The 24,263-nt window shown below is 50.4% G+C and carries 16 protein-coding genes; 8 read left to right on the top strand and 8 right to left on the bottom strand.

Annotation, left to right across the window (positions count from 1 at the left end):
* The first annotated feature begins 41 nt into the window (after window positions 1–41).
* The 5 genes from AC6I7T_RS08425 to AC6I7T_RS08405 are packed head-to-tail and all read left to right on the top strand — an operon-like array spanning window position 42 to window position 5,240.
* On the top strand, window positions 42–1,076 hold the full coding sequence (locus AC6I7T_RS08425) for an HlyD family secretion protein (RefSeq protein ID WP_497792914.1): 1,035 nt from the start codon (window positions 42–44) through the stop codon (window positions 1,074–1,076).
* Window positions 1,076–2,032, top strand: coding sequence for an ABC transporter ATP-binding protein (locus AC6I7T_RS08420; protein ID WP_497792913.1), 957 nt, complete (start codon window positions 1,076–1,078; stop codon window positions 2,030–2,032). Before AC6I7T_RS08425 ends, AC6I7T_RS08420 begins: the two co-directional genes overlap by 1 nt.
* On the top strand, window positions 2,025–2,966 hold the full coding sequence (locus AC6I7T_RS08415) for an ABC transporter ATP-binding protein (RefSeq protein ID WP_497792912.1): 942 nt from the start codon (window positions 2,025–2,027) through the stop codon (window positions 2,964–2,966). Before AC6I7T_RS08420 ends, AC6I7T_RS08415 begins: the two co-directional genes overlap by 8 nt.
* Window positions 2,963–4,096 carry an ABC transporter permease gene (locus AC6I7T_RS08410; protein WP_497792911.1) on the top strand — a complete coding sequence of 378 codons (1,134 nt, stop codon included), beginning with the start codon at window positions 2,963–2,965 and terminating at the stop codon, window positions 4,094–4,096. The genes AC6I7T_RS08415 and AC6I7T_RS08410 overlap by 4 nt, the downstream gene beginning before the upstream one ends.
* Window positions 4,097–4,106: 10 nt before the next feature.
* Window positions 4,107–5,240: an ABC transporter permease gene (locus AC6I7T_RS08405; RefSeq protein ID WP_497792910.1), complete on the top strand. Its 1,134-nt coding sequence runs from the start codon at window positions 4,107–4,109 to the stop codon at window positions 5,238–5,240.
* 1,050 nt (window positions 5,241–6,290) lie between these two features.
* Here AC6I7T_RS08405 and AC6I7T_RS08400 read toward each other — a convergent pair.
* Both AC6I7T_RS08400 and AC6I7T_RS08395 read right to left on the bottom strand, forming a co-directional pair.
* Window positions 6,291–7,196, bottom strand: a complete 906-nt coding sequence (locus AC6I7T_RS08400; protein WP_497792909.1) for an ROK family protein — start codon at window positions 7,194–7,196, stop codon at window positions 6,291–6,293.
* Window positions 7,197–7,437: 241 nt separating this feature from the next.
* The gene (locus tag AC6I7T_RS08395) at window positions 7,438–8,733 is read right to left on the bottom strand and encodes a GRP family sugar transporter (RefSeq protein WP_497792908.1); all 1,296 of its coding nucleotides are present in this window, start codon (window positions 8,731–8,733) and stop codon (window positions 7,438–7,440) included.
* A 430-nt stretch (window positions 8,734–9,163) separates the two neighbouring features.
* Here AC6I7T_RS08395 and AC6I7T_RS08390 point away from each other — a divergent pair, with 430 nt between their 5' ends.
* Window positions 9,164–10,018, top strand: a complete 855-nt coding sequence (locus AC6I7T_RS08390) for an inositol oxygenase family protein (RefSeq protein ID WP_497792907.1) — start codon at window positions 9,164–9,166, stop codon at window positions 10,016–10,018.
* An 85-nt stretch (window positions 10,019–10,103) separates the two neighbouring features.
* Here the strand turns inward: AC6I7T_RS08390 and AC6I7T_RS08385 are convergent, their stop codons facing one another.
* From AC6I7T_RS08385 to AC6I7T_RS08365, 5 genes are all read right to left on the bottom strand, one after another.
* A complete protein-coding gene (locus AC6I7T_RS08385; RefSeq protein WP_497792906.1) occupies window positions 10,104–10,973 on the bottom strand; it encodes a sugar phosphate isomerase/epimerase family protein in 870 nt (289 codons plus the stop codon).
* Window positions 10,974–11,371: 398 nt separating this feature from the next.
* The gene (locus AC6I7T_RS08380) at window positions 11,372–11,716 is read right to left on the bottom strand and encodes an STAS domain-containing protein (protein WP_497792905.1); all 345 of its coding nucleotides are present in this window, start codon (window positions 11,714–11,716) and stop codon (window positions 11,372–11,374) included.
* 20 nt (window positions 11,717–11,736) lie between these two features.
* On the bottom strand, window positions 11,737–13,014 hold the full coding sequence (locus AC6I7T_RS08375; RefSeq protein WP_497792904.1) for a SpoIIE family protein phosphatase: 1,278 nt from the start codon (window positions 13,012–13,014) through the stop codon (window positions 11,737–11,739).
* Window positions 13,015–13,039: 25 nt separating this feature from the next.
* The gene (locus tag AC6I7T_RS08370; protein WP_497792903.1) at window positions 13,040–15,514 is read right to left on the bottom strand and encodes a glycogen/starch/alpha-glucan phosphorylase; all 2,475 of its coding nucleotides are present in this window, start codon (window positions 15,512–15,514) and stop codon (window positions 13,040–13,042) included.
* Between the two features lie 663 nt (window positions 15,515–16,177).
* Entirely contained in the window at window positions 16,178–17,425 is a 1,248-nt protein-coding gene (locus tag AC6I7T_RS08365; RefSeq protein ID WP_497792902.1) for an SGNH/GDSL hydrolase family protein, read from the bottom strand.
* A gap of 729 nt (window positions 17,426–18,154) precedes the next feature.
* Between AC6I7T_RS08365 and AC6I7T_RS08360 the strand changes: the two genes are divergently transcribed.
* Both AC6I7T_RS08360 and AC6I7T_RS08355 read left to right on the top strand, forming a co-directional pair.
* Complete coding sequence (locus tag AC6I7T_RS08360) at window positions 18,155–21,721, top strand: outer membrane beta-barrel protein (protein ID WP_497792901.1); 3,567 nt, start codon at window positions 18,155–18,157, stop codon at window positions 21,719–21,721.
* 537 nt (window positions 21,722–22,258) lie between these two features.
* Window positions 22,259–23,044 (top strand): SDR family NAD(P)-dependent oxidoreductase, encoded by a 786-nt coding sequence (locus AC6I7T_RS08355; RefSeq protein WP_497792900.1) that lies wholly within the window; start codon window positions 22,259–22,261, stop codon window positions 23,042–23,044.
* A gap of 56 nt (window positions 23,045–23,100) precedes the next feature.
* Here AC6I7T_RS08355 and AC6I7T_RS08350 read toward each other — a convergent pair whose 3' ends face one another.
* On the bottom strand, window positions 23,101–23,979 hold the full coding sequence (locus AC6I7T_RS08350) for a MurR/RpiR family transcriptional regulator (protein ID WP_497792899.1): 879 nt from the start codon (window positions 23,977–23,979) through the stop codon (window positions 23,101–23,103).
* Between the last annotated feature and the right edge of the window lie 284 nt (window positions 23,980–24,263).

Genomic DNA, 24,263 nt, shown 5'->3' with positions numbered 1-24,263 from the left:
AGACTGCTTGTGTGATATGCAGTTGGCGAGGTCTTAGAGTTATGAAGCGTCGCATACCAATTCTGGTCGTATTAGTAGTTCTGGTTGCTGTAGGCGTCTATGTATATCCGCGGTTTGCAAAAAAGCCGAAGCCTATGGATCAACTCATTCTCTCCGGCAACATCGAAGCTCATGAGAGTCTGGTTAGTTTCAAAATACAAGGCCGAATCGTTGAGTTGCCTATTGAAGAGGGGCAGTGGGTTCAGGCCGGAGCTCTCTTGGCTCGCATGGATGATGCCGATTATCGGCAAAAGGTCAGCATCGATGAAGCTGGAGTTCATGTACGTGAAACTAATTTAGCTCTAACTCAGGCCGGGACTCGCGTTCAAGAGGTCAAAGCTGCACAGCAGGCTATGCTTGATGCTCAAGCCGAGCTTCACCAAAAGAAGCTTGATGCCCAACGTGCTGAGCGACTTTACAGTGAAGATGCCGTTTCAGCGCAGGATCGCGATCTGGCCGAGACCGCACTGAAGCGGGCCCAAGCATCTTTTCAATCATCTGAGCAACGCTATAACGAAGCCCTGGAAGGCAGCCGCAAGGAAGATATTGCTATTGCGCGCGCCAACCTCAATCAAGCTCACGCTACACTCGGGCTGTCGCGGGTCAATCTCAGTTACACATCGCTGTTCGCTCCTTCTGCTGGTGTAATTACGGTTCGTCAGGCAGAGCTGGGAGAGGTTGTCACACCCGGAACCCCGATTGTGACACTCGCAGATCTGGATCATATCTGGTTACGTGCTTATATTGCTGAAAACGATCTTGGTCGAATTCGTTGGGGACAGGATGTTGTCGTTACAACTGACACCTATCCTGGCAAACAGTACCATGGCAAAATTTCCTTTATCTCCTCCACGGCTGAGTTCACGCCCAAAAGCGTACAGACATATAAGGAGCGGGTAACTCTTGTCTATCGCATCAAGATCGACATCAATAATGCCGGTCATGAGCTAAAACCGGGTATGCCTGCCGATGCCCATATCAGTTTGGTAGCGAATGCGGCTCCTGCCCCTAAGCAAGGAAACGCGACGGAGAAGTAATGTCAGGGGAACAATCTCAACCCGCGATCCTAGTGCAGGGCCTGACCAAAAGCTTTCCCGGCGTTTGTGCCGTTGATCATCTTTCCTTTGACGTGCATGCGGGAGAGATCTTTGGACTTGTCGGGCCTGACGGTGCAGGTAAGACGACCACCTTGCGTATGCTTGCCGGTGTGATGGCTCCAGACCAGGGAAACGCGTCCGTAGCTGGCATCGATGTTGTCAAAACGCCGGAAGGTGCCAAACACCATCTCAGCTATATGCCACAGAGGTTTGGGCTGTATGAAGATCTTACCGTGGATGAGAATATCCGCTTTTACGCAGACCTCTTTGGAGTAAAGAAGTCGGAACGTGAAGAACGCTCCACGCAGTTACTCAAGGCTGCTGGTATGAGTGAATTCCGCAAGCGTCTTGCAGGGAAACTTTCCGGAGGGATGAAGCAGAAGCTCGGACTTGTCGGTGCGCTGATCCATCGTCCTAAGGTTGTTCTGCTCGACGAGCCGACCAATGGAGTCGATCCGGTTTCCCGCAGAGACTTCTGGCGGATCCTCTATGAATTGATCTCGGAGGGTGTTGCGATTCTGGCTTCAACGGCTTATCTCGACGAAGCCGAACGCTGCCATCGTGTGGCTCTTCTTCACGAGGGCAGGTTGCTCTTTTGCGATACGCCGGCAAATCTAAAATCTAGGCTCGGGAAAGACGTATTGTCGGTGGTTTCTTCCGATGCAAGACGCATGCGGTCGGAGTTGGAAAACGCAGAAGGAATTTCCAGCCTTGTTTTAACTGGAGATGGTGTGCATGTGGTGGTTGATCGTGCAGATCGCCGCATTCCGGAATTCAAAGCACGTTTGGCACAGGCGAATATCCCTTTCGACGATATTCGCCTAGTAACGCCGACGATAGAAGATCTTTTTGTCGACGCGGTGACACACGGAACCGGAGAAGAACAGCATGGCTGAGGATACCCGCTCCGTGATAGTCGAACATCTCGTTAAGCGCTTCGGTGATTTTGTAGCCGTCAACGATATTAATCTTGAAACCCGTAAAGGGGAGATCTTCGGTTTCCTTGGCCCGAATGGTGCAGGAAAGTCGACCACCATTCGCATGCTCTGCGGGTTATTGAGACCGACTTCAGGCAAGGCCGTTGTTGCCGGTTATGATGTCAGCCGGGAGCCGGAGCGGGTTCGTCAGAATATCGGCTACATGTCACAGAAGTTTTCTCTCTATAACGACTTGAAGGTTATTGAGAACATACGTCTCTTCGCGGGGCTCTATAGCGTTCGCTCCCGTGACCTGAAGGAGCGCATTGATTGGGCGCTTGAAATGGCGAGTCTGAAGGGGCAAGAAAACCTGATCGTTGGAACGCTTCCGGGAGGATGGAAGCAGCGTCTTGCTTTGGGCTGCGCCGTGTTGCATAGGCCACCCATACTCTTTCTGGATGAACCTACCTCCGGGGTCGATCCCATCACTCGCAGACAGTTTTGGGATCAGATTCACCATATGGCTATCGACGGTGTAACGGTTTTTGTCACTACCCACTATATGGAGGAGGCTGAATACTGCAATCGGCTAGCCTTGATCTTTCGCGGAAAGATGGTTGCACTCGGCACGCCTTCGGAACTCAAGCAGACGTCGGTGAAAGGGGAACTCCTACTCCTGGAGTGTGAGCCCTTGAGCCAAGCGGTGGAAGTACTGCAATCGTCTCCCGACGTAATCGATGCTGCCGTCTTTGGGAATGCATTGCACCTCGTAGTAAAAGCGGCTGCGAACATAATTCCGCAGTTGAAAGAGTATCTCGGCGGCCATGGTGTTACCGTACAGCGGATTGAAACGATCAGGCCCAGCCTGGAAGATGTTTTTGTTTCTCTTACCACGGAGCGTAAACCGTCATGAGTCTTACTCGTTTTCTTGCCGTGGCAAAAAAAGAGATCATTCAGATCATGCGGGATTCCCGCAGCTTAATGATTGTCTTCCTTATGCCTGTAGTCCTGGTCTTGCTCTTTGGATATGGAGTCAATCTCGATTTGAAGCATCTGCCGATCTACGTCTACGACCGCGACGGCAGCCAGCAGAGTCAGGATCTGCTCAAGCGCTTTCAAGCTAGTCAGTACTTTGAAGTTGTCAAAGCGGTGAATAGCTATCCCGAACTTTCCCATGCGATTGACAGCGATCATGCAAAGATGGGGATTGTAATTCCTTGGGATTTTGGACAACGGCTGAATGACGGGCGGCCCGTTCAGATTCAAGCTTTAGTAGATGCCACCGACGACAACACCGCGAATGTTGTAATTGGCTATGCACAGGCTCTGGTTCAAGGGTACTCTTCCGACATCCAGGTGAAGTGGATGCAGACACATGGGCAGGCCGCTCAATCCACTCCGGTAAATGTTCAAACGCGCACCTGGTATAACGAAGATCTTGAAAGTAGTGCGTTCATTGTTCCTGGCGTACTGGCGCTAGTGATGTCAGTCATCGGCGCGTTCCTCACTTCGTTGACGATTGCGCGAGAGTGGGAGCGGGGCACGATGGAGCAGCTGATTTCCACTCCCGTTACTGCGTTCGAGATCATGCTGGGCAAACTGGTGCCTTATTTTGTGATCGGAATGATCGATGCAGTGGTTTGCGTTCTGCTTGCCATTTTCTGGTTTCACGTTCCCTTCCGTGGCTCATTCTTGACTCTGCTGATTAGTTCGGCGATGTTCCTGATCGTTGTGCTGTCGCTAGGGTATCTTTTGTCTGTGGTGGCAAAGACCCAGCTGGTTGCCAGTCAGTTAGCCTTGTTGACGACCTTTTTGCCAGCCTTTTTATTGTCGGGATTTCTCTATGCAATAGAGCAAATGCCCGTAGTACTGCAATGGATCACGCACGTTGTTCCCGCCAGGTATTACGTATCGATCTTGAAAAAGGTATTCCTGAAGGGAACTCCAGTGGATTTGCTGTATGGCGATTTGATTCCTCTCGCGGTTTTTACTCTCGTGCTGGCTCTGTTGGCTACTACGGCTTTTCACAAGAGGCTGGTTTAGGAGATATCGTATGTTCGCACGCCTCAAACAGATGCTGATTAAGGAATTCATTCAGGTTTTCCGGGACAAGCGCACAAGGCTGATACTCATTGGGCCGCCGATTATTCAAATGCTTGTCTTTGGATATGCCGCGACCTTCGAGATCAGACATGTGCCTACGGTGGTACTCGATCTCGACCATAGTATGGAAAGCCGCGACCTGGTATCGAGATTTTCTTCCAGCCCTTATTTCGATGTTCAGCGACAACTTACGGATTATCGCCAGATTAGCGATCTGGTCGATCGTGGTGAAGCTACTATCGCATTGCAGATTAATGCGGGATTTGCTCAGAACCTCCGCAAAGGCCAGGCTGCGCCATTGCAAGTGATTGTGGATGCCACGAACTCCAATACTGCCATGATCGCTTCGGGCTACGTGAATCAGATTGCACGCGGCTTTGCACTCGATTATCAACGGGAGCGCATGAGCCGGATTTCGCCTCAAATCATTGAGAGAATTCCATCTGTTCAACTTGAGCAGCGTCCTTGGTACAACCCAGATTTTCGTAGTCGATGGTTCTTTGTCCCTGGCATTGTCGGCAGTCTTACGCTTGTGCTGGTTGTGAGCCTGACCGCTTTCGCAGTCGTTCGTGAGCGCGAGATAGGCACTCTAGAGCAGCTGATGGTTACGCCGATTCGTCCTATCGAATTTATTCTGGGCAAGACGGTGCCATTCTTTTTGCTGGGCCTCTTTGATGTCTCTCTTATTGCTTCAGTGGGAACGCTTTGGTTCCAGGTCCCTTTTCGTGGGCAGTTCACGGTCCTCCTGCTAGGTGCCGTGCTATTCCTGTTGGCGATGCTGGGTGTTGGGTTGCTGATTTCTACGGTATCTTCGACACAGCAACAAGCGCTGGTAACAGCGTTCTTTTTTATGATGCCGTCGATTGCCTTTTCCGGCTTCGGTTTCCCGATTAATACGATGCCGCAATGGATGCAGACACTTACTTATCTGATTCCACTGCGTTACTTCCTGGTCGTATTACGAGGCACCTATTTGAAGGGAGTTGGGCTGGATATACTCTGGCCACAGATGTTGGCAATGGGCATACTGGGAACGGTTTTGCTTGGGATCGCGGTATTTAGATTCCGCAAAGCACTCGATTGATTAAAGGTGTCCGGACCGGGCAGAAACTGTTAGAGCCGCTTCTGCCTCCCGCTGCATCTGTTACCGAGAATGTCAAGCCACTCTTAAGAGACTTGCTTGCGTCAGGACTGGAGTCCCGCCCCTGGAGTTTCTACATTTTCCGAGCTGGAATTGCAGGGAATCTTTGAACATAACCAGAATCGCCAAAAGCGAAATGGCGTTGGTCGTGTGTCAGGGCTGGGACTTCAGTCCAGCCGCGCCAATTCTCTTAATAATGGATAGACATTCTCGGTAACGAATGCAGCGGGAAATTGAGCAGGCCAAATAGTTGCAAGATATCGTTTGAGAGTATCTTCGCTTGTGGAAGCAATGACCAAACGCTCAAACGGGGTATATGTCTAATGCCTTTGTCCTTCCCGTTGCATATGTTACCGAAAATGTTTTTTCTATCTCAACGAAGACTGTTTTCGGATGGCCTGAAGGCCATCCCTAGAGTTTCTACATTTAGAGAAAGAAAATTAAGAGAAGTGAGAGGGTAAGACGTGTGGCCCAACTTGAGTCGTGGCATTGTGTCAGGGATGGACTTCAGTCCATCCGCCGCAATTTTTGAGGAGTTTGACAGACATTCTCGGTAACAGATGCAGCGTGGAATTGAGAAGGCCGAATAGTTGCAAGGTTCAGTTTGAGAGTATCCTCGACTTGGAAGCAGTGACCCAAACGCGCACACTGGTATAGGTTCAATGCTTTTGTTTTTCCCGTCACATGTGTTACCGAAAATGTCTCCTTTTTCAAAGAAGACTGTTTTCGGCAGGCCTAAAGGCCCTGACACACAGCAAAAGCCAATTCGCCTCTAAGATTCTGATTTTGTACACGATTTTCGGCTGTCATCGACTAAGAAAATGTAGAAACTCTAGGGATGGCCTGAAGGCCATCCCTGACACAATGCCGCATCAGTGGGCTAGACCACTGGCATTTGAGCTTTCACTTCCGATGCTTCGCTCCTTGGATGTAGAAACTCGAGACACGCGGCTCCTTACAGAAAGGAGCCGCGCGGAGTTTTACCCTCTTACCTTAAGCTATGCCAAGACGCTGAAGCCAGCGGGCACCAGCTCCGATTAAGGCTGCCTTGTCCAGAAGCTTTGAAGTAACGATGGAACAGGCATCGTTATTCAAGACCTTCTTTGCCGTATCGAGGAAGATCTTGTGACTTAGAGAGATAGCTCCTCCAAGGACGATGCGATCCGGCTCAAAGCTGGAGCTAATGTGGGCGAGGACGTTGCCGAGATTCCGACCGAATTCATCCATCACTTTTGCGGCAATCGGGTCATCGCCGACATGCGAGCAGATCTCCTTGACAGAGAGAGGCTGACCACCCAGCTCTTGATATCGTTTCTGAATAGATCGAGTCGAAATCGTATCTTCAATCGTCGCACCTTGCCAAGGAAGGTTATAGATTTCTCCGTTTGGAGGAACTCCCTTTCCTGTCTCGACTATTTTGCCGGCTACAGCGAATCCTGAGCCGATGCCGGTTCCCAGCGTGATACCGAGCGTCCGGTTCGAGCCTTCTCCTCCTCCACTGTGGATCTCTCCCAGAAGAAAAGCATGTGCATCGTTGATAAAGTGAATGTTCTCCGGAACTATCTCAAAACGCTTACCAAACTCGGCACGCACATTCTTGAGATAAAGGCTCTGATATTTGTGCTGAAGGTGGCTGATTCCGTTTTCGTAATCGAAAGGGCCTGGAATGGCGAAGGATATTCCGACGACTTCGGACTTTGGTTTGCCCGCCTTGGTGATTACAGATTTACCTAGTTTTTCAAAGCTATCCAGGATGACTGCTGCGTCCCCATTGGAGTCGATTGGGCTTGATTCGATAAATTCGGGTACAAGGGAGGGCTCTTTGAGCAATGCAGCCGTGGCATGGCTGCCTCCTACGTCATAAACCAAGAGCCACTTTTTTTCGCTATCTGGACACATGCAATCTTCTCCTGAGGGTACAAGGACGCCCTGTAGGGAACGTTACCAAAGCGTCGGGTTCATCTTCAACTACCACTGGCGGATTTACTTAAAACGCGCTCGTAGGCAGAACTTCAAAAACGGAATTCTATTCCATGAAGGATTTGTCCCATATTCTAAATCGCCGGAAAGGGGTGGAGGAGGAATCACCCTAAATATGAGCGACCATAGCGATTGTTTCCGGCCTATCCCTGTGCAGGCTTTAGGAAAACCGGGTTCTCTTCCACAGCATCCATCCGCAGCCCGCAAGTACGGCGATCAGCACAATGCCGAGTATTGCCACCCAGGATAGGTTCATCGGCAACGGCGGCCGGACTGTGCCCAAGGCAAGCCGGATGAAGATGGCTAGGGCTCCTAGAACAATAAAGAAATCCCACCAGGGACGGCGGCTATTGGACGGACCTCCATGTGCCTCTCCAGTTTGTGCCGCAATACACTCTTCAAGATTCAGCCCATATCTGCGGCACTCACGTTCAATCGCCTCGTGGCAGGATTGCTGTTCTCGTGCCGGTGCCACCGAACTGCTGATGAACAGTGCCCCCAGAATCATGATGAAGGAAGCTGCCAGGATGAGAATCTGCTTCTGATGTCCAAGACCGTTAAGTTCTCCAAAGACCAATGCTCCCCAGGCCAGGCCCCAAAGCTGGTTTGTATTGGAAAGGGGAATTCCGCGTCCGATGCCGATGTACTTTGTGGCGTATTGCTGGAAAAGATCTCCGATTACCCAGAAAAACCCTCCCAGGAAGAGCCAGAAGATGGCCGGACGCATGAGCTGCAGCTCTGCTTTAAACGAGGAGATTCCACTCTCTAAGGTAGTTGCCAGCAGTGCCATTGTGGCGAGTTCCCCTAGAGTGAAGACCGTGACAAAGGACAGGGGATTCATGCCGCTTAGATATGCCTTGCGATAGGGAACATACATCGTTCCCCAGAGGAGGCTGGCTCCCAAAGCCGCCAGGATACCTGGAACAGCGCGCGGGTTGGCTAAAGTTCCGTGATGAACTGTCACCATTGCCAGGATGATTGCTGCGATGACAATTGCAATCGCCCCTCCGACGACCTTTGCCCAATCCTTTGGATCTGCACCTCGCATCTCGTTAAACAGCCGCCAGCCCCAAAACATTCCTACCAGACAGTTGGCATTCCAGAGGGGGAAGGCGATGGCCAGACCGACATCGCGAATAGCAAAGACCGTCAGGGTATTGGCAACTGACCAGAGCGCTCCGGCAAGAACCGCCCAGATGGCTAGATGCGGCTTGGTGACCAGGTCCGCGAAGACGTAGTTCGTCCCTTTAAGGAGGGTTGGCAGTGTCCAACGAGCGGTGAAGACACCCAGCACCATACAGAAGGAGACGGCAAAGGGCGAAAAACCAGCGGTAACCAGCTTGGTAGGAGCTTCCGCCCCGCCCAGCCATACACCGGCTGCCAGTCCACAAATAACACCAACCGAATGCATCGACCTGGTTGCTGGACGTGTTGTAGTTTCCGGGACGGTTGCCAATGAGTACTCCTTCATGAGGCATTCTGTGCTGCGGTGCTTAAGGCTCTGCCTAAGGCGGTCCTTTAGTATTGCAGCACAAAAACAGGCTTCGCTCTTGGGATTCGACAGAGCCCGGTAGCGGGATCTTCTAACGCAAGTAGAGCAGCAGCCCAATTCCTAACGCCAGCACAATAACCGGAATCCAGAAGTGGCTGTCGGTTAAAACGGCGCGAGTTCGAGAAATTGGCCTGGTTCTGTCGCTTAAAGTCATTGAATGAACTTTTCCCCTTGCGGCGCAACCCGCGCAGGATGATTCCGTCTCAAACTACTAAGATCGAAGCCCTATTGTCAAAAGACGGAGATCTAGAGCTCGCGAATTCGACCCATTTTCTGCAAGTCAAGTGCATTAAGGCTCCGGTACAATGCGCGCATCCCCAAGAGCGAGGTCTCAATGCGTACACTCAGCCCCGAAAATCCATTACAGAGCCTGGAACAATGGGACGATTTTGTTGCCAGCCGATACCGACAGGGCAAGGACGAGTCGGAGTTCCGCAAATATGATCCCGGCGCTAATCCCGGCGTTGCCGAATTCTATCGTCAGAATCATATCCATCAGACACTGGATTTTGTCCTGCAGAAGGAGAGAGAGTATCTCTCTCTAGGGAAAGGGAAGAAGAGTATCTGGGAGGCAGCGGAATATCTGAATACTTTAGTGGATGAGAGCGATCCCGATACAGATCTTTCGCAGATTGAACATCTGTTACAGACTTCGGAAGCAATTCGAAAAGATGGACATCCCCGGTGGATGGTACTGGCCGGGTTTATTCACGATTTGGGAAAGGTGCTTTGCTTGTACGGAGAACCACAGTGGGCTGTGGTGGGCGATACCTTTCCGGTCGGGTGTGCCTGGTCTCCTGAGATTGTCTATTCCGGATATTTTGCTGAGAATCCCGATTCGAGAGTACCCGAATATCAGACGCTATACGGAATTTACGAACCAAATTGCGGATTGAATAAGGTGCACCTGTCCTGGGGGCACGACGAATATATCTATCATGTCGTGAAGAATTATCTTCCTGAACCTGCGCTCTACATGTTGCGATATCACTCTTTCTATCCGGCGCACAAGCACTCTGCTTATCGCCACCTGATGAATCGGCATGATGAGGAGATGTTTGAGTGGGTGCGAAAGTTCAATCCTTACGATCTTTATTCCAAAGGCGCGGAGCGACCAAATCTTTCTGAAGTAAAGCCGTACTATGACGATCTGATCAACGAATACTTTCCTGAGAAGATCGATTGGTAACTTTCACGGATCTCAGATGGGCAGCGATGATTCTTTCCTGGAGTGAGTCGGATCATCGTTGTCCCATCTGTTTGAATTTTGATTTCTAGGCATTCATTCCAGCGATTACTCCACGCATATAAGCAAAGCTTTTGATCATGCCCGGCATGGGGTCCCCTTCATGGATTTCATATTCGAGGTCTACATATCCGGGATAGTTGATCTTCTCCAGTGCCTCGAAGATTCCGCGGATCGGCATTTTGCCATCGCCAACCTCTACCTGGCTTTCTTTAACATGAAGGTCTGCCAGATCTTTAATATGGACGTCAAATAGCCGGGGGCCTGCCTTGTGAATGGCTTCAACAGCATTTACTCCAGCGCGTTCCGTGTGGCCGACGTCGATACATAGGCCCATCCGCGGGTCCATGTTCTTGACCGCATTGAGCACATCGAGAGGCGAAGGGAAGTGCTTGTCTTCGGGACCATGATTGTGGATAGCGATCTTGATGTTGTATTCCTTCGCGAATTTCTCAACTCTTGGCAGCGTCTGCATTGTTGGCCCTGCAACAATGATTGGAATGCCTGCGAGTTTACAGTACTCGAATTTGGATCTTACGTCCTCATCTTCATCTTTGAGAAAGTAAATGGTGCCCGCAGCAGTTAATTTGATTCCAGCTGCGAGATATTCGGCACTGGCTGCCTTAATCTCATCGGGAGAGCCCATGGGAAGGTGGAAGTCCTTCACGTTCAGGAAGGGCGTTTCCAACTGTTTCATGAACTCGATGACCTGTTTGCGGTTGAATTTTCGAAATGAATAGCTGGCAACTCCGAGTCGGATCGGCGAAGATTTCGTATCCGAAGCAAGGGCAGATTTTGTGGTGAGAATGGAGTGCAATGGAAGGCAGGCAGCGGCGGCCGCAATTGCGCCCCCGCGCAGAAAGCTTCGGCGATTGCTGGTAAAAATCATGCCCGCCATTCTATTGCATGCCACCCTGGACTGTGCAGTATTTTAAGGGCGTTTTGCTCTTTTAATTCAAACATGCAACGAATTGGAGGAATTGGCGCATATCGTAGATGATAGGAGTGCTGCCGAAGATCTGGCATGAAGCTGCGTAATCGAAAATCTGAAAGCTAATTTTGATCGCGAGGACTACGGCGACTCAGGGATGAAGGCATATCGTTCCTTCAGGTTAGCCACTTGCCAAGCTTGCAGAGAAACGCCTGCACTCTTTCAGGATCGTAACGGACTATGGTGCAGAAAGTGTGCCGTTAAAATTCTTAGCGAAAACGATAGAGCGCTCGCCGAAACTGTCTTGAGCATCCTTTTGCAGCGTAGCGATTAGTTTAATCTAGAGCTATAAGAAGAACCCTTCTTCAACTTCCCGATGCGAGAGCTCCGACGGCTTCCTCCGTGTTGTTGTACATACGGAAGACGCGATCCATTCGCGTGAGACGGAATGTCGTCATGACAGACGAGCGTGCTCCACTTAACGCGAGCGCTCCGTCTTGCCCCACCATCTTCAAGCTGGAGATTAGTGCGCCTAAACCACTGGAGTCGATAAATGTAACTTCGCTAAGGTCGACAACAACGAGTTTGTGCCCATTATTTACACATTTGAGCACCTCCTCTTTAAGTTGGGCCGATTCATCTGCCGTGATGCGGTTGTCGAGGACTTTTGTAATGAGCACATTTTCGACATTCGTTTCTTCAAATCGCATGGAATTTGGCTCTCCTGCGTTTAATAAGATTGTTGTTCTGTTTCGCTATCCTTGCAGAATTCGAGTGCAAGCATTGAGACATCATCATCGAAAATCATCTTCTTAGCGTTCCACTTTTTTATCTCCAGCTCAAAACCATGGAGCAAATCCAGAAGAGAGGATGCTGAGGCGTGTTGCTGGAAGTACGTCAATATTCTGTCGTATCCGTATTGTTCTCCATCTGCATTCCTACATTCGGTGATCCCGTCCGAGTATAGGATGAGTCGGTCGCCCGGCTGTACAGATACTTCGAGGCATTCGTATTCACTTTCTGGCCAAATGCCAATTGGAAATCCTCCTTCACCAAGGAACCGTGCCTCTCTGCAATTCGAAATCAGAATCGGCTGCGGTTGCCCCGCTAAGGAAAATTGCAGTCGGGACGCAACTCTGTCATACAGCCCATAAATCATGGTGAAGTAGCGATCGTCTTCGTTTTCGAAGTGTTTATTGAGGGCGGAGACGACCTCGTTTGGAGCTCGGGCTTCGCGTCTGGCAATCTTCTGGTTCCACCGCTTTAGCAGGCTCTCTCCGGTTTTCGGTTGCAGCAATACACTGAGCTGGACTGAGAGCATTGCCGCTGGAACTCCATGTCCGGCGACATCGAGAATGTAAAAGCCTGAGTGAGCATTGTCGATTTCGCAAAGATTAAAAGTATCGCCAGCTACGTAATGACATGGATGGAACAGCCACTCTGCACGTAATCCCGGCACTCTGGGGGATTGCGGTGGTAGCAGCGAGATTTGCATCTTCGCTGCTGCGTCGAGATCCTCTTTGAGTTTGGAGTTACTTTTTTCGAGGAGGTCGCTTTTTTCTTCTAGCTGTTCATTGACTGCTTTTAGTTCCAGGTTGGCTACTTTGAGCCTTTGGTTTTGATCATCTTTAGTGTGCTCAAGATTGAGTACACGCTCTCCCGATCTGACTCGGACCCGCAATTCAGCCAGATCAATCGGTTTTACCAGAAAGTCGTCGGCGCCGGCGTCGAGTCCAGCCACAATATCTTCTCTACTGTTTTTCCCGGTGCATAGAAGGAGGTAGACATATCGGTCCAGCTTGGCTGCTCGAATCTTCCTGCAGAGATCGGGGCCGCTGAGTTCCGGCATCATCCAGTCGCTGATAACAAAATTGATGGAAGAGTCGCTCATCAACTCCCAGGCAGCTTGGCCATTGCTCGCCACTTCGACGTTATAGCCCCAGTTCTTCAAAATTCTGGACTGGATGGATAATATAGCTGGCTCATCATCCACGAGAAGTATCTTCATTCCAGTCCTCCGAGCATGTGCAGTCCTAAAGCGGAACCTGTGTCCATTCCGAGATGGGGACCGAAGTAATGTCCCATATGTCTTTTGCGTATTCCCGGATGGTTCTGTCGCTGGAGAACTTTGCCATGCGCGAGACATTCAAAATGGCTTTTTTATTCCACTCCTCGAATGTTTGATAGGTGGACGATGCTTGATCACGAGTATCCATGTAAGACCGGAAATCCGCCAGATGCAGATAGTAATCACCTCGGTCGAGCAGTGCCTCTCGAATCGGGCGGAATAAGCTGGTCGGGCCGGAAGACAATTCGTCGGTTTCCAGCAGATCGACTACCTGACGGATCAGGGAATCCTGTTCGTAGAGCAGGCGTGGATGATAGCCATACTCCCGCATCTGCTGGATTTCCTGGCTTGTATAACCAAAAATGAAGATGTTTTCGCGTCCAACTTCTTCCGCGATCTCGATATTGGCACCGTCCCAGGTCCCGATTGTTAAGGCCCCATTGAGGGCGAATTTCATATTGCCGGTTCCCGATGCTTCCATGCCTGCGGTCGAAATCTGTTCACTCAAATCCGCAGCCGGGATGATTAATTCAGCCTGAGAGACCTTATAGTCCGGCAGAAAGACGACCCGGAGGCTGTTCTTGCAGCGTGGATCGCGATTGACCATTCTTGCCACATCGTTAATCAGCTTGATGATGAGCTTGGCCATGAAATATCCGGGGGCTGCTTTCCCCGCAAATATGTGGACGGTTGGTGTCCTTGGCTGGTATCCCTCTCTCGTAATACGGATGTAGTCAGCAATAATACTGAGCACATTCAGCAATTGCCTTTTGTACTCATGAATTCTCTTTGCCTGTACATCGAAGAGCCAGGTGGGATCGACCCGAACGCCGGTGTGTTCGCATATAAAGCGCGCAAGGTATCGCTTGTTTGCAAACTTAATCGAATGGAATTCCGTTTGCGCAGCATTATCGGTCGCATAGCGTTCCAGAAAACGAAGTTGCTCTAGATCCTGACGCCAGCCTTCGCCTATTCGCTCAGTAATCCAGTGGCAAAGGGAAGGATTGGCATGCATGAGCCAGCGTCGCGGAGTAATCCCGTTTGTCTTGTTACTGAATTTCTCCGGAGCATATTCGTAGAATTCCGGAACCAGCTGCGTTTTGACCAGTTCCGTGTGAAGTGCAGCAACGCCATTTACCGCATGGCTTCCCAGGATGGCGAGATTAGCCATGCGGACCACACTATTGGGCCCCTCCTCTACCAGCGACATTCGCTGCATCCGCTGCGTATCCCCAGGCCAGAGAGAAGCGATTTCCTTCATGAACCGGCGATTAATTTCATAGATGATCTGAAGATGCCGAGGCAGGACTCTTCCCAGCAGCTCTGCCGACCACTGCTCCAGCGCTTCCGGCATAAGTGTGTGATTGGTATAGCTGCAGGTTGCTCTGGTAATTTCCCATGCTATATCCCAGGAGACATCGTGCTCGTCCACCAGCATGCGCATCATCTCGGCAATAGTGAGCGCCGGATGAGTGTCGTTCATCTGAATGGCGATATATTGAGTGATCTGCCGGATATCGGCGTGTTCGGAAAAGAACTTCCTGAAGATGTCACGAATCGAGCAGGCAACCAGGAAATATTCCTGGATCAGCCGCAGCTCGCGCCCTTCGGCTATCGCGTCAGAGGGATAGAGGATTTTACTGATGCTCTCCGAGCGCATCTTTAATTCGACTGCGCGCAGGTAATCTCCAGTATTGAAGATCTGGATGTCGAAATCATCGGAGGCACAGGCGGAGAAAAGCCGGAGGAAGTTAATTGTCCGTCCCCCATCGCCGACGATTGGAAGGTCGTGCGGAACTCCTACGATCACCTGCCAATTTAGCCACATTGGGTTGTAGTCCCCGTGCCGGTCGATTCCGTGCTCGATGTTGCCATACAAGGGGATCAGGCAGGAGTGGTCGAGACGTTCAAAGAGCCAGGGAGAGTTCTCGCTTGCCCAGAAGTCGGGCCGTTCCTTCTGGTATCCATTATCGATTTCCTGGCGGAAGAGGCCGTATTCGTAATGGATTCCATAGCCGTAGCCGGGCATATCCAGGCTCGCCAGCGAGTCCAGGAAGCAGGCAGCTAATCTCCCTAACCCGCCATTGCCCAGTGCCGCGTCAGGTTCGGCCTCAAGGATGTCTCCCAGGGATAGATCGAGCATGCTGAAAGCTTCTTCCAGCACAGTGTAGAGACCAAGGTTCTCCAAATTGTTCCTGAGAGAGCGGCCTACCAGAAATTCCATGGAGAGGTAGTGAACTGATTTAGCCTGGGCCTCTTTGAAACGCTCCATGGTTGAGACCAAGCCATTGGCGATCCTCTCTCGCAGTGCCTCTGCCGCTACCCGAAAGAGTTCGTCCGGGGTGAGCTTATCGATGGTTTTTGCGAATCTGCGCCGTACCTGACGCTCGATCTCAGTCTTCCAAACAGCCGGATCATCGATGTGAGTCGCCTGTAACATATTCGGGCCCTCAATTTGAATTCAACGCGTCTGGAGTAGAAGGCGACTTTTAATAATTTTCGCGTTATCAAAAGCAATTCCCCGTAGTCGGATACGTGTTCCGGCTTCGAGGTGTTCTACCCCGCTTCAATTCCTCCAGAGTGAAACACTTACAGCATTGGATGTCTTCTCCCGCTCGCTGAGTAACCTTTTTCACATCCAAATTTCTTCTATCATCTCTTCTGGAGCGATGAGGATACAATTTTTCGGGCCGGAATAACAGTCCAAGTTTTGAAGGTTTATCGGCGATTGAAGGCTTCTCGTGAGACCGGCGCTCTGGAAAACACCCCAAAGTAGATTAAAGAATTCTCAGGAGCCCCAGGCGTCTGCTGACAGTCCTCGTTTAGTTGACAAAATAATTGGAGTTCTGTGATGGGAAGTTTTGATTAGAGGACATGAGTCAGCCGCTTGTGTTCTGCCGGAAATCTCTAGAGCAACTACTCCCCGGGTCTTATCACCGAAAGGATAGCTTGGCACGATGAGCTTCGGTAGCTCTGGCTGTTCCTGGTTTAGAGCCCTTTAGATTTCGATGTGGATCGGGAAGGTGATAGGCACCTGGCCGGTCCTTCAAAGAAGGGTGCTGTTGACGATTCTTTGAAGGACCATGCCCAAACCTGAAATGCGCTAGTGCGCTAACAAAGAAAGAGGGACGGCCTCCCCCATTGCACGATAACCTGCCGGGGCGGGATGCAGATGGTCCCCACCGTCGTATGCAGGCAGCAAGCGATCAGGGTGTTCGGGATCTCTTGTGACCTTATCGAAGTCAATGATTGCGTCGAAGTGGCCGGCTGCTCGGATCCATTGGTTCACCGCTTGGCGATCGGCTTCGCTGCTTGGTCCGGGATGGTAATAGCCGGATCCGACATAAGGCAGTATCGTTGCCCCGATGACCTTAATGCCGTGAGCATGAGCGCGGCTTACGATCTGCTCATAGGAGCTTAGAACACGTTGGACCAGCCTGTCGTGTTCCGCCTGAGGTACCTCGCCGGTTCGGGCCAGTCCTCCTAAATCGTTTACCCCTTCAAGAACGATCAAGTAACGAATTCCGGACTGAGCCAGAACATCACGATCGAAACGAGCAAGGGCATTCGGTCCAAGCCCATCGGTGAGGAGGTGATTCCCTCCGATACCGTGATTCAGAACACCAATGGCCGCTGTCTCTTTCGAAGCTTGAAGTCTCTGGGCCAGTATGTCGGTCCAGCGATCGTTGCCATTCGTCGTTGCTCCGTGGCCGTCTGTAATTGAGTCGCCCAATACAACTATGGAGTACGAATTTACCGGAGCTGTTACATCGACACCGGCGATCTGATACCAGTGATCGACTTTTAGTGCGTCAGGAAGATCTGCTGAAGAGACGCGGTTCTCGCGCACCAGGTATGAGGTAGCTCGCGACCCCGGGTGCCCGGTTTGCCTTGCGGGCGGGTCATCCATATAGAAGGAAATTGCCAGATTCGAGAGAGCCTTGACCGGGAAGTCGATGGGATCGGAGATATATTCAGCTCCTGCCGGAACAATGACTTCCTGTCGGCCTGAAAAGCTAAGCGCTTTGTCTGTGGAGACGTCAATTTGAGGGCCCACGGCTGAGAGCGGTCTGGCTATATGTACACTCACAAAGCGAAGCGGCTCCGTCCCAAAAGCATTGGACAAATGAATTCGAAGCGCTGTTCCGCCAACGGAAAGGTGAACGATCTGCCTGAGCGTAGAGCCCTTCAGTTGTTCGGGCGCAAGGCTGTTATGTGGTTCGGGAAGCTGCTGAGACGCAGCCCAGCTTCCTATCCAGTAGTGCTGGTTCGCGGCGTTTTGACCGTAACTTCCTTCCGTTAAAGCAAAAAGAGCTAGCAGAAATGCGATCCTGCTTAGGGCCAATTTCATGTCTTTCCTTTGCTGTAAAACTCTACAACCGCTTTGATCAGAGAGCATTATGCCTGTCGCTAACTGCCTTCTAAAGTATTTTAGATTTTTAGTGTGGTCCGTCAAAGAATTATGAAACAGAATGGCAGGGTACATATCGATTTCAGTGCTACGCCGAATTCAAAATGTCCCAGACCACAAACCGGCCACTCTAGCCGGAGTTCCTTCGGAACAACAACAAATAGTATCGATTTTCTCAGTGTGCAACTTCTGCAAGTTGTGTTTGCATAAATACCTTTAAATAGTGCCATTTTCTCTGATCGGCGGGCACAGAGCCTCTTGTTTGTGCTGGGATAGCAGAATGCCTGCTTTTGCCGATATCCGGTATTCGCAATAATTGGCGCAACATTCGTTCGCCATTCATATTATTTAGTTGAAAAATGAATGATTTTGCTCCTAGTTATTAAGCCAAGATCATATTGATATCTATAAGGTTGTGCCATTTTTTCTTGTTTTCTCTTGACACTTCTCAATTCAACTTCGTATAGTTCGCGACGCGTACAAAGAGTCTTTTGTCCTTGAGTTATCGATAAAAGTAATAGGACGGGAGGCTTGGCTAAAAAGCTGTGGGTATGGCGTCTCGCAGAGGCGCGGATAACCAGATGAAAGTCTGCTTTTCTACGGCCAGACGCTTAGTACTCCGGTGCTTGGAAACTAAACAGCAGCAGTCGTGGACTGTAGGAGGCTTCAATGACTAGAAAACGTATTAGAAAAAGGGAAACATATGTATGTCAGCATCCATTATGGGTGCTGTTGTTCGCCATTATTTCCGTGTTGCTTGGTACTTCGTCAGCTAGAGCACAGATACTCTATGGATCGTTAACCGGAACGGTCACGGACAAGAGCGAGGCATCGGTACCGGGAGCAAAGGTCAATGTTGTTGAAATTAATAAAGGCATTACACAACAAACAATCACAGACAGCTCCGGCTCTTATCGGTTTAGCGCATTACTGCCGGGCGTGTATAAAGTGACTGTTTCCGCGCAGAACTTTACCTCGATGACTGCGGAAAACATTACGGTAAATGCAAATACTGTTCAACGTGTGGATGCAAAGCTAGATGTCGCGACCGTGAAGGAGATGGTTACAGTTACTACCGCGCCTCCGTCTTTGCAGACAGACCGGGCCGATGTACACACGGATATTTCAACCGCACAACTTCAGGCCTTGCCTGCAATTTCTTCTGAAGGAAAGAATTTTCAAGCTCTCTATCGTATCGTTCCCGGAGCCGGCTTGCCGACAGAGAATAATTCCGCGGCGGGCAATCCTGCTCGGGCCATGACGGCAAATGTGAATGGGCAATCTTCCCAGGGCAACAGCACCCGTATCGACGGCGTGACCGACGCTTATCCTTGGTTGCCGAATAATATCGCATATGTACCGCCGTCCAATGCTATCGAGACCGTAAATATCGCCACGAACTCCTTTGATGCGGAGCAGGGCATGGTGAACGGTGCAGCCGTGAATGTACAGATCAAGACCGGCACCAATAAATTTCACGGAGATGTCCATGAGTTTCACACTAACAACAATCTGAGGGCGCGAAACTACTTCACCCCGGTGGGATATAAGAATCCGCACAACATCTTTAACCAGTTCGGTGCTGCTGTTGGTGGGCCAATTCGCAAGGATAAGTTGTTTTTCTTTGGCGACTGGGAGTCGACCAGGCAGGTTCAGGCTCCAGCCGGAGGAAATCCTCAGACCGTACCTACGGGCGGCCTGCAGTATCAAACAGCATCTCAAAATGGATACTTTGATTTCCGTGGTCTGATGACGGACAAAAATGGGAATCCGATGCATATCTACGATCCCAGAACCGGATCTCCGAATGGATCGGGCCGAACACCCATCTCCTGTAATGGAATCGTCGACACGATTTGTCTGTCGGCAGTCGATCCTGCAGCCAAACTAATGGCATCATTACTTCCTGCTCCGAATCAGACGGGCGCCACAAATAACTACTACGTTTCGCAGAAGGGATATTTCCATCGCGATAACTTCGATGCCAAGGTCAACTATGTTCCCAGTGATAGAACAATGTATTTCGGGAGATTTACATATTCCAACGGAGACATCTTTGATCCGCCTGCTCTTGGTGCTGCTGGAGGGAACGCTACGTTAGGAGGGCAGCAGGGGAATGCCTTTACCAAGATTTACATTATAGGTTTGGGCGGCACTCATACTTTTACTCCTAATGTTTTGCTGGATGTGAATGCCGGTTTCACCAGGCAGCATTTGACCGCCGAAAATACAGATATCGATCAGAACAAGGCCTTTGGTCTGAATAACCTTAAGATTCCCGGAACGAATGATCCGAGTAATCGTCTTTATTGGGGAATTCCTGCTTTTCAGTTTGTCAATTATTCGAATCTGGGAAATCCCAGCACCGGAAATCCCTTCGTCTTTCGCGATAATCAATATGTAGTCAATGCCAATCTGACCTGGGTGCGTGGCCGCCATCAGCTTCGCTTTGGTCTCGAATATGACCACACGCAGCTAAATCACTTTCAGCCTCAGGGTGGCTCCTTCCAGACTGCTCGTGGAAGTTTTAAGTTTACTGGAGCGGCTACCGAAAGTGTTGCGTGTACGACTTCCAATGGTGTAACGACCTGTACTGGGACAGCTCCCACACAGGGTTTGCAGTACAACTCATATGCCGACTTTCTATTAGGTCTGCCTTCGGAGGTTGGCAAAGCTGTCCAGAATACAAATCCTATTGCACTGAGATGGACGCAGCTGGCCGGGTATGGACGCGATCAATGGCAGATTACGCCCAAGTTGAGTATTGATTACGGCCTTCGCTGGGAATTCTATCCCATGGCATATAGCGATCATGGCGGCGCACGCGTACTGGATACCTCCACGATGACCGTATTAGTGGGTGGAAACGGAGGCGTGCCTACTAACGACAATGTGAAGGTCGGACCTGGGAAATTCCTGCCCCGTATAGGAATTGCTTATCGGCCGCGAGAAACCACCGTAATCCGCTTGGGATATGGCATCGGAGCAGATTCGAACAACTGGAGATTCCTGCGCAATTCCTATCCCGCAGTTACGATTTCCGATTTCGTTGGGAATTCATATACTCAGGCACAAGGTTCTGGCTTTGCTCCTGCTGCGTCGTTAACAGGACAAAGTGCGACTGGTCCGCTGAACTACCTGCCCACAGGTATTACTCTGATACCGATCACCAGCACGGCAAGTGGAAAGCTTCCGTTGCCAAACAGTATTGGAACTACAACCATTCCACTTGATTTCCGGCGTGGATATATCCACGGTTTCAATCTGACTGTGCAACAGGAGTTAGCTGGATTCGTGTGGAATATTGCATATGTTGGAACTCGCTCTATTCGTACCCTGACAAACTGGAATCTCAATGCGGCACCCGCAGGAGGACGCCAGACCGGACGTGCATTAAACGCTAAATTTGGAGGGAATTGGTCTGACATTAGTCAGCTGACGCCATTGGTTACGACTCATTATGATTCAATGCAGACGCAACTGACTCGTCGAATTGGCCGTGCCTCACAAATCGGTGTTGTCTACACGTGGTCAAAGGCAACCAATTTCGAGGACAACGAGGAGCTTAATGGGCTCACGTTTGCCTATCCTGGTTACCTGCAAAGGAACCGGGCAGTAGCTGGTTATGGCCGTACTCACAACTTCGAACTTTACGGTATGTACAACTTGCCCTTCGGCAAGGGAGAGCGGTGGGCGACAAAAGGCATCATGAGTCTGATTGCCGGTGGCTGGCAAGTGGGATGGGTTATGAGCGCCTTGAGTGGCACTCCCTTTACCATTACCGATGGCAATGGAAGTACTCTCAATGCTCCAGGAAATACGCAAACAGCCGATCTGACAGGTCCTGTTCGCGTTCTGCATGCCAAGCCTAAAGGAACTCCAGCCAGTTGTGCGGCCGCCGATCTGTCCTGCCACTATCTGGATCCTTCGGGATTTGCTCACGTAACTACACCAGGGGTCTTCGGGAACTCCGGCCGCAATATCATCAGAGGGCCCAAATACTTCGATCTCGACACCAACATCTTTAGAAATTTCAAAATCACCGAGCTGGTTACCTTCCAGTTTGAGGCTGATGGTTTCGGTATTACCAACACGCCTCACTTTGGAAATCCAACCTCAGATATCAACAACTCAAATTTTGGAAAAATCACTGGCTCTCTTCAAACTGTTAATGCGGGTCTGGGGGGCAGCGGTGGTGAGCGGCAGTGGTGGTTCGGCGGAAAGATTATTTTCTGACGCCGGTTAGGACGAGGAAGACAGGATAAATTGATCTGTCTTCCTCGTTTATATTTTGTATTTGATACAAACAAATTTACCGTGATTGGCTCGGGAACCAGACTCATTCTTTTGGGAAGGGGTGGAGAATCTGGGCGGGAGAAAAATATATAGCGGGAAAATCGCTGATTAATATTGGCTTTAGCATGCCTGCGATGCCCGAGGCGTAAATTTGGCGATATACATTTAGGGTCGAACAAATTTACACTTGTCGGAGAGACAAACCGATGATTTGGGGAGCGTTACGGGGATATCAATGGTGAGGAGCAGTTCCGAACCATGTCTCTGGAGCATTTCCCGCAGAGTGTAGCCCAAGACACGGAGGTATACGCAGCTTTCCGCCAAGGAAAGGCTGCTCCTCGCTGTCCTCGGTGAGCCTATACCTATGCGGAAAATGCTCTAATACGCAGCTATGCTTTTGCAGGAAAAGACTCTTCGTTGCTGGAAGGTGCGAAGGGACACGAGTGTGACTGTCTAGCTGGGAAGACAGTAGAGGGAATGTTGATCTTGAATTTTGCATCTTTGTCGCTGAATGGAAGAACTGCGGTCGTCTTGGGGGGGACAACTGGAATTGGCCATGCCTTGAGTCTTGGTCTTGCAGATGCTGGAGCGAATGTTATTGCCTCCTCCCGACGGGAAGAGGCAGTGAAGCAGGTTGCGGACGAACTGGAGACGAAAGGAGCAAAGACTCTTCGTGTCACAGCTGATGTCTGCGATCGGGATAGCCTTGAGAACCTTTTGGCCAAGGCAGTGGAGACCTTCGGGAAGATTGACATCCTGGTAAATTGCGCCGGCAGGACCAAACGACGGCCCACACTGGAGGTGGCCGAAGAAGAATGGAGCGCGATATTAGAGACGAATTTGACCGGCACTTTGCGCGCTGCCCAGGTCTTTGGCCGTCACATGATCGCGAATGGGTACGGACGAATCGTCAATATCGCTTCACTCGCCAGCTTTTCGGCTTTTCTTGAAGTCGCAGCTTATGGTGCTTCTAAAGCCGGAGTCGCATCTTTGACTAAGTCTCTGGCAATCGAGTGGGGACCGTTCGGAGTCAATGTTAACGCGATTGCTCCGGGACTATTCCGTACCGACCTCAATGCGGATTTGCTGGATAATACCGCCCGAGGGAAAGAGCTACTGATACGTTCTCCTCTTCACCGCTTTGGGGATGTGAAAGAGCTTGTCGGGCCGTGTATCTTCCTCTGCTCGGAGGCGGCCTCCTTTGTGAATGGAGAAATTCTGACTGTAGATGGCGGATTTATGGCAAGTGGCGTTAATCAGTAAATCCTTTCCGATAAAGCAAGCTATACGGTAATAGGGCTGTTAGGCTAACAGCCCTATTACGACTCCTTCTGGTACCAGCGGAATCCATGTCTCTGCTCCTCGTCCGCTTCTTTTAGTCGAACCATGATTTGATCCCTCTTGAGATTGCCTGCCGCAGCAGCGATCAGATCCATCAATGCGATAGGAGCAACGTAGCTGGCCGCAAAGGATAGGCTGGTAACGGGCACAATAAAGTAGCTGTCGGAAAAGCGTACGATTGGCGACAGATGAGAGTCGGTGATTCCGACACAGTATGCTTCGTTATTCTTTGCTCTTTCCATCCCCTCTATCGTCATACGGAGTCCACGCCGGAAACTGATGCCGATAACCAGATCTTGCTTACTCATTGAGCGGGCAAGATGCGAAGTTCTGCCTGGAGACGTTGCCATGAAGACGGGAAGACCAATCATCGCAAGACGATACTCCAGATAATTCACCAGAGAAGCAGCTGTATCGCCTCCCAGCAGCAGAATGCGTCGAGCTCGGTGAAGCCGATTCGCCAGATGCAGAATTTGAGCGACATCGAGATTGTCTTGCAGGGCATGAAGGTTTTTCAGGATCTGGTCTGCCGAGTTCTTGATGAATGCTGGTGTGGGCGTCGCATAGCGCTCGGCTCGCATTGGATCGAGAATCGTGGCACTCGCTACCGAGAGTTCGTGCAGATAGTGCTGGAAGCTCTTGTAAGAATCGAATCCCAAGGCTTGAATCAGGCGAAGAATGGTGGTTGTTCCCATTCCCAGCCGGCTAGCCATATCTCGCACATTCAGGAGCACGAATTCGCGAGGGTTCTCCAATACCGGACGAATGGTTTCCTGTCTCTTTGCGTTTAAGTTGTCCAGTCTTGAGGAAATATCGGTTTGAAATGGTCGTTTCTTGTTTCCCTGAGTAAGGGGCATAGGACCACAGTGATGGCAGTCCTGTTATCTGTCAATCCAAATAAAACGCATTTTGAATAGCTGGTATCCCAGACATTGGTACTGCTGGTGTCTTTCTGTGTGCTTTGTTGAGCTCGTCTAGAATTTTCCTTGACATCAAAAAATCATCACGTTACGTTAAACGCTATCCAGTGGAACATTTGTGCCAGTTGAATCGTTTGTTCGCAGTGCTACTCAGGAAGCCTGAAAAGGCATTGACCTCTATGAGGTTTGGATTTTAGCGACTCCATCGGGCACTTTGCAGG

It is taken from the genome of Humiphilus diazotrophicus (assembly GCF_059726315.1).
This window is presented reverse-complemented; position numbering and strand designations above follow the sequence as displayed.

Coding starts and splice junctions, on each gene's coding strand:
- AC6I7T_RS08360 (WP_497792901.1), top strand. CDS start 18,155: ATGACTAGAAAACGTATTAGAAAAAGGGAAACATATGTATGTCAGCAT.
- AC6I7T_RS08370 (WP_497792903.1), bottom strand. CDS start 15,514: ATGTTACAGGCGACTCACATCGATGATCCGGCTGTTTGGAAGACTGAG.
- AC6I7T_RS08355 (WP_497792900.1), top strand. CDS start 22,259: ATGTTGATCTTGAATTTTGCATCTTTGTCGCTGAATGGAAGAACTGCG.
- AC6I7T_RS08420 (WP_497792913.1), top strand. CDS start 1,076: ATGTCAGGGGAACAATCTCAACCCGCGATCCTAGTGCAGGGCCTGACC.
- AC6I7T_RS08365 (WP_497792902.1), bottom strand. CDS start 17,425: ATGAAATTGGCCCTAAGCAGGATCGCATTTCTGCTAGCTCTTTTTGCT.
- AC6I7T_RS08375 (WP_497792904.1), bottom strand. CDS start 13,014: ATGAAGATACTTCTCGTGGATGATGAGCCAGCTATATTATCCATCCAG.
- AC6I7T_RS08405 (WP_497792910.1), top strand. CDS start 4,107: ATGTTCGCACGCCTCAAACAGATGCTGATTAAGGAATTCATTCAGGTT.
- AC6I7T_RS08425 (WP_497792914.1), top strand. CDS start 42: ATGAAGCGTCGCATACCAATTCTGGTCGTATTAGTAGTTCTGGTTGCT.
- AC6I7T_RS08350 (WP_497792899.1), bottom strand. CDS start 23,979: ATGCCCCTTACTCAGGGAAACAAGAAACGACCATTTCAAACCGATATT.
- AC6I7T_RS08385 (WP_497792906.1), bottom strand. CDS start 10,973: ATGGCGGGCATGATTTTTACCAGCAATCGCCGAAGCTTTCTGCGCGGG.
- AC6I7T_RS08415 (WP_497792912.1), top strand. CDS start 2,025: ATGGCTGAGGATACCCGCTCCGTGATAGTCGAACATCTCGTTAAGCGC.
- AC6I7T_RS08400 (WP_497792909.1), bottom strand. CDS start 7,196: ATGTGTCCAGATAGCGAAAAAAAGTGGCTCTTGGTTTATGACGTAGGA.
- AC6I7T_RS08380 (WP_497792905.1), bottom strand. CDS start 11,716: ATGCGATTTGAAGAAACGAATGTCGAAAATGTGCTCATTACAAAAGTC.
- AC6I7T_RS08390 (WP_497792907.1), top strand. CDS start 9,164: ATGCGTACACTCAGCCCCGAAAATCCATTACAGAGCCTGGAACAATGG.
- AC6I7T_RS08410 (WP_497792911.1), top strand. CDS start 2,963: ATGAGTCTTACTCGTTTTCTTGCCGTGGCAAAAAAAGAGATCATTCAG.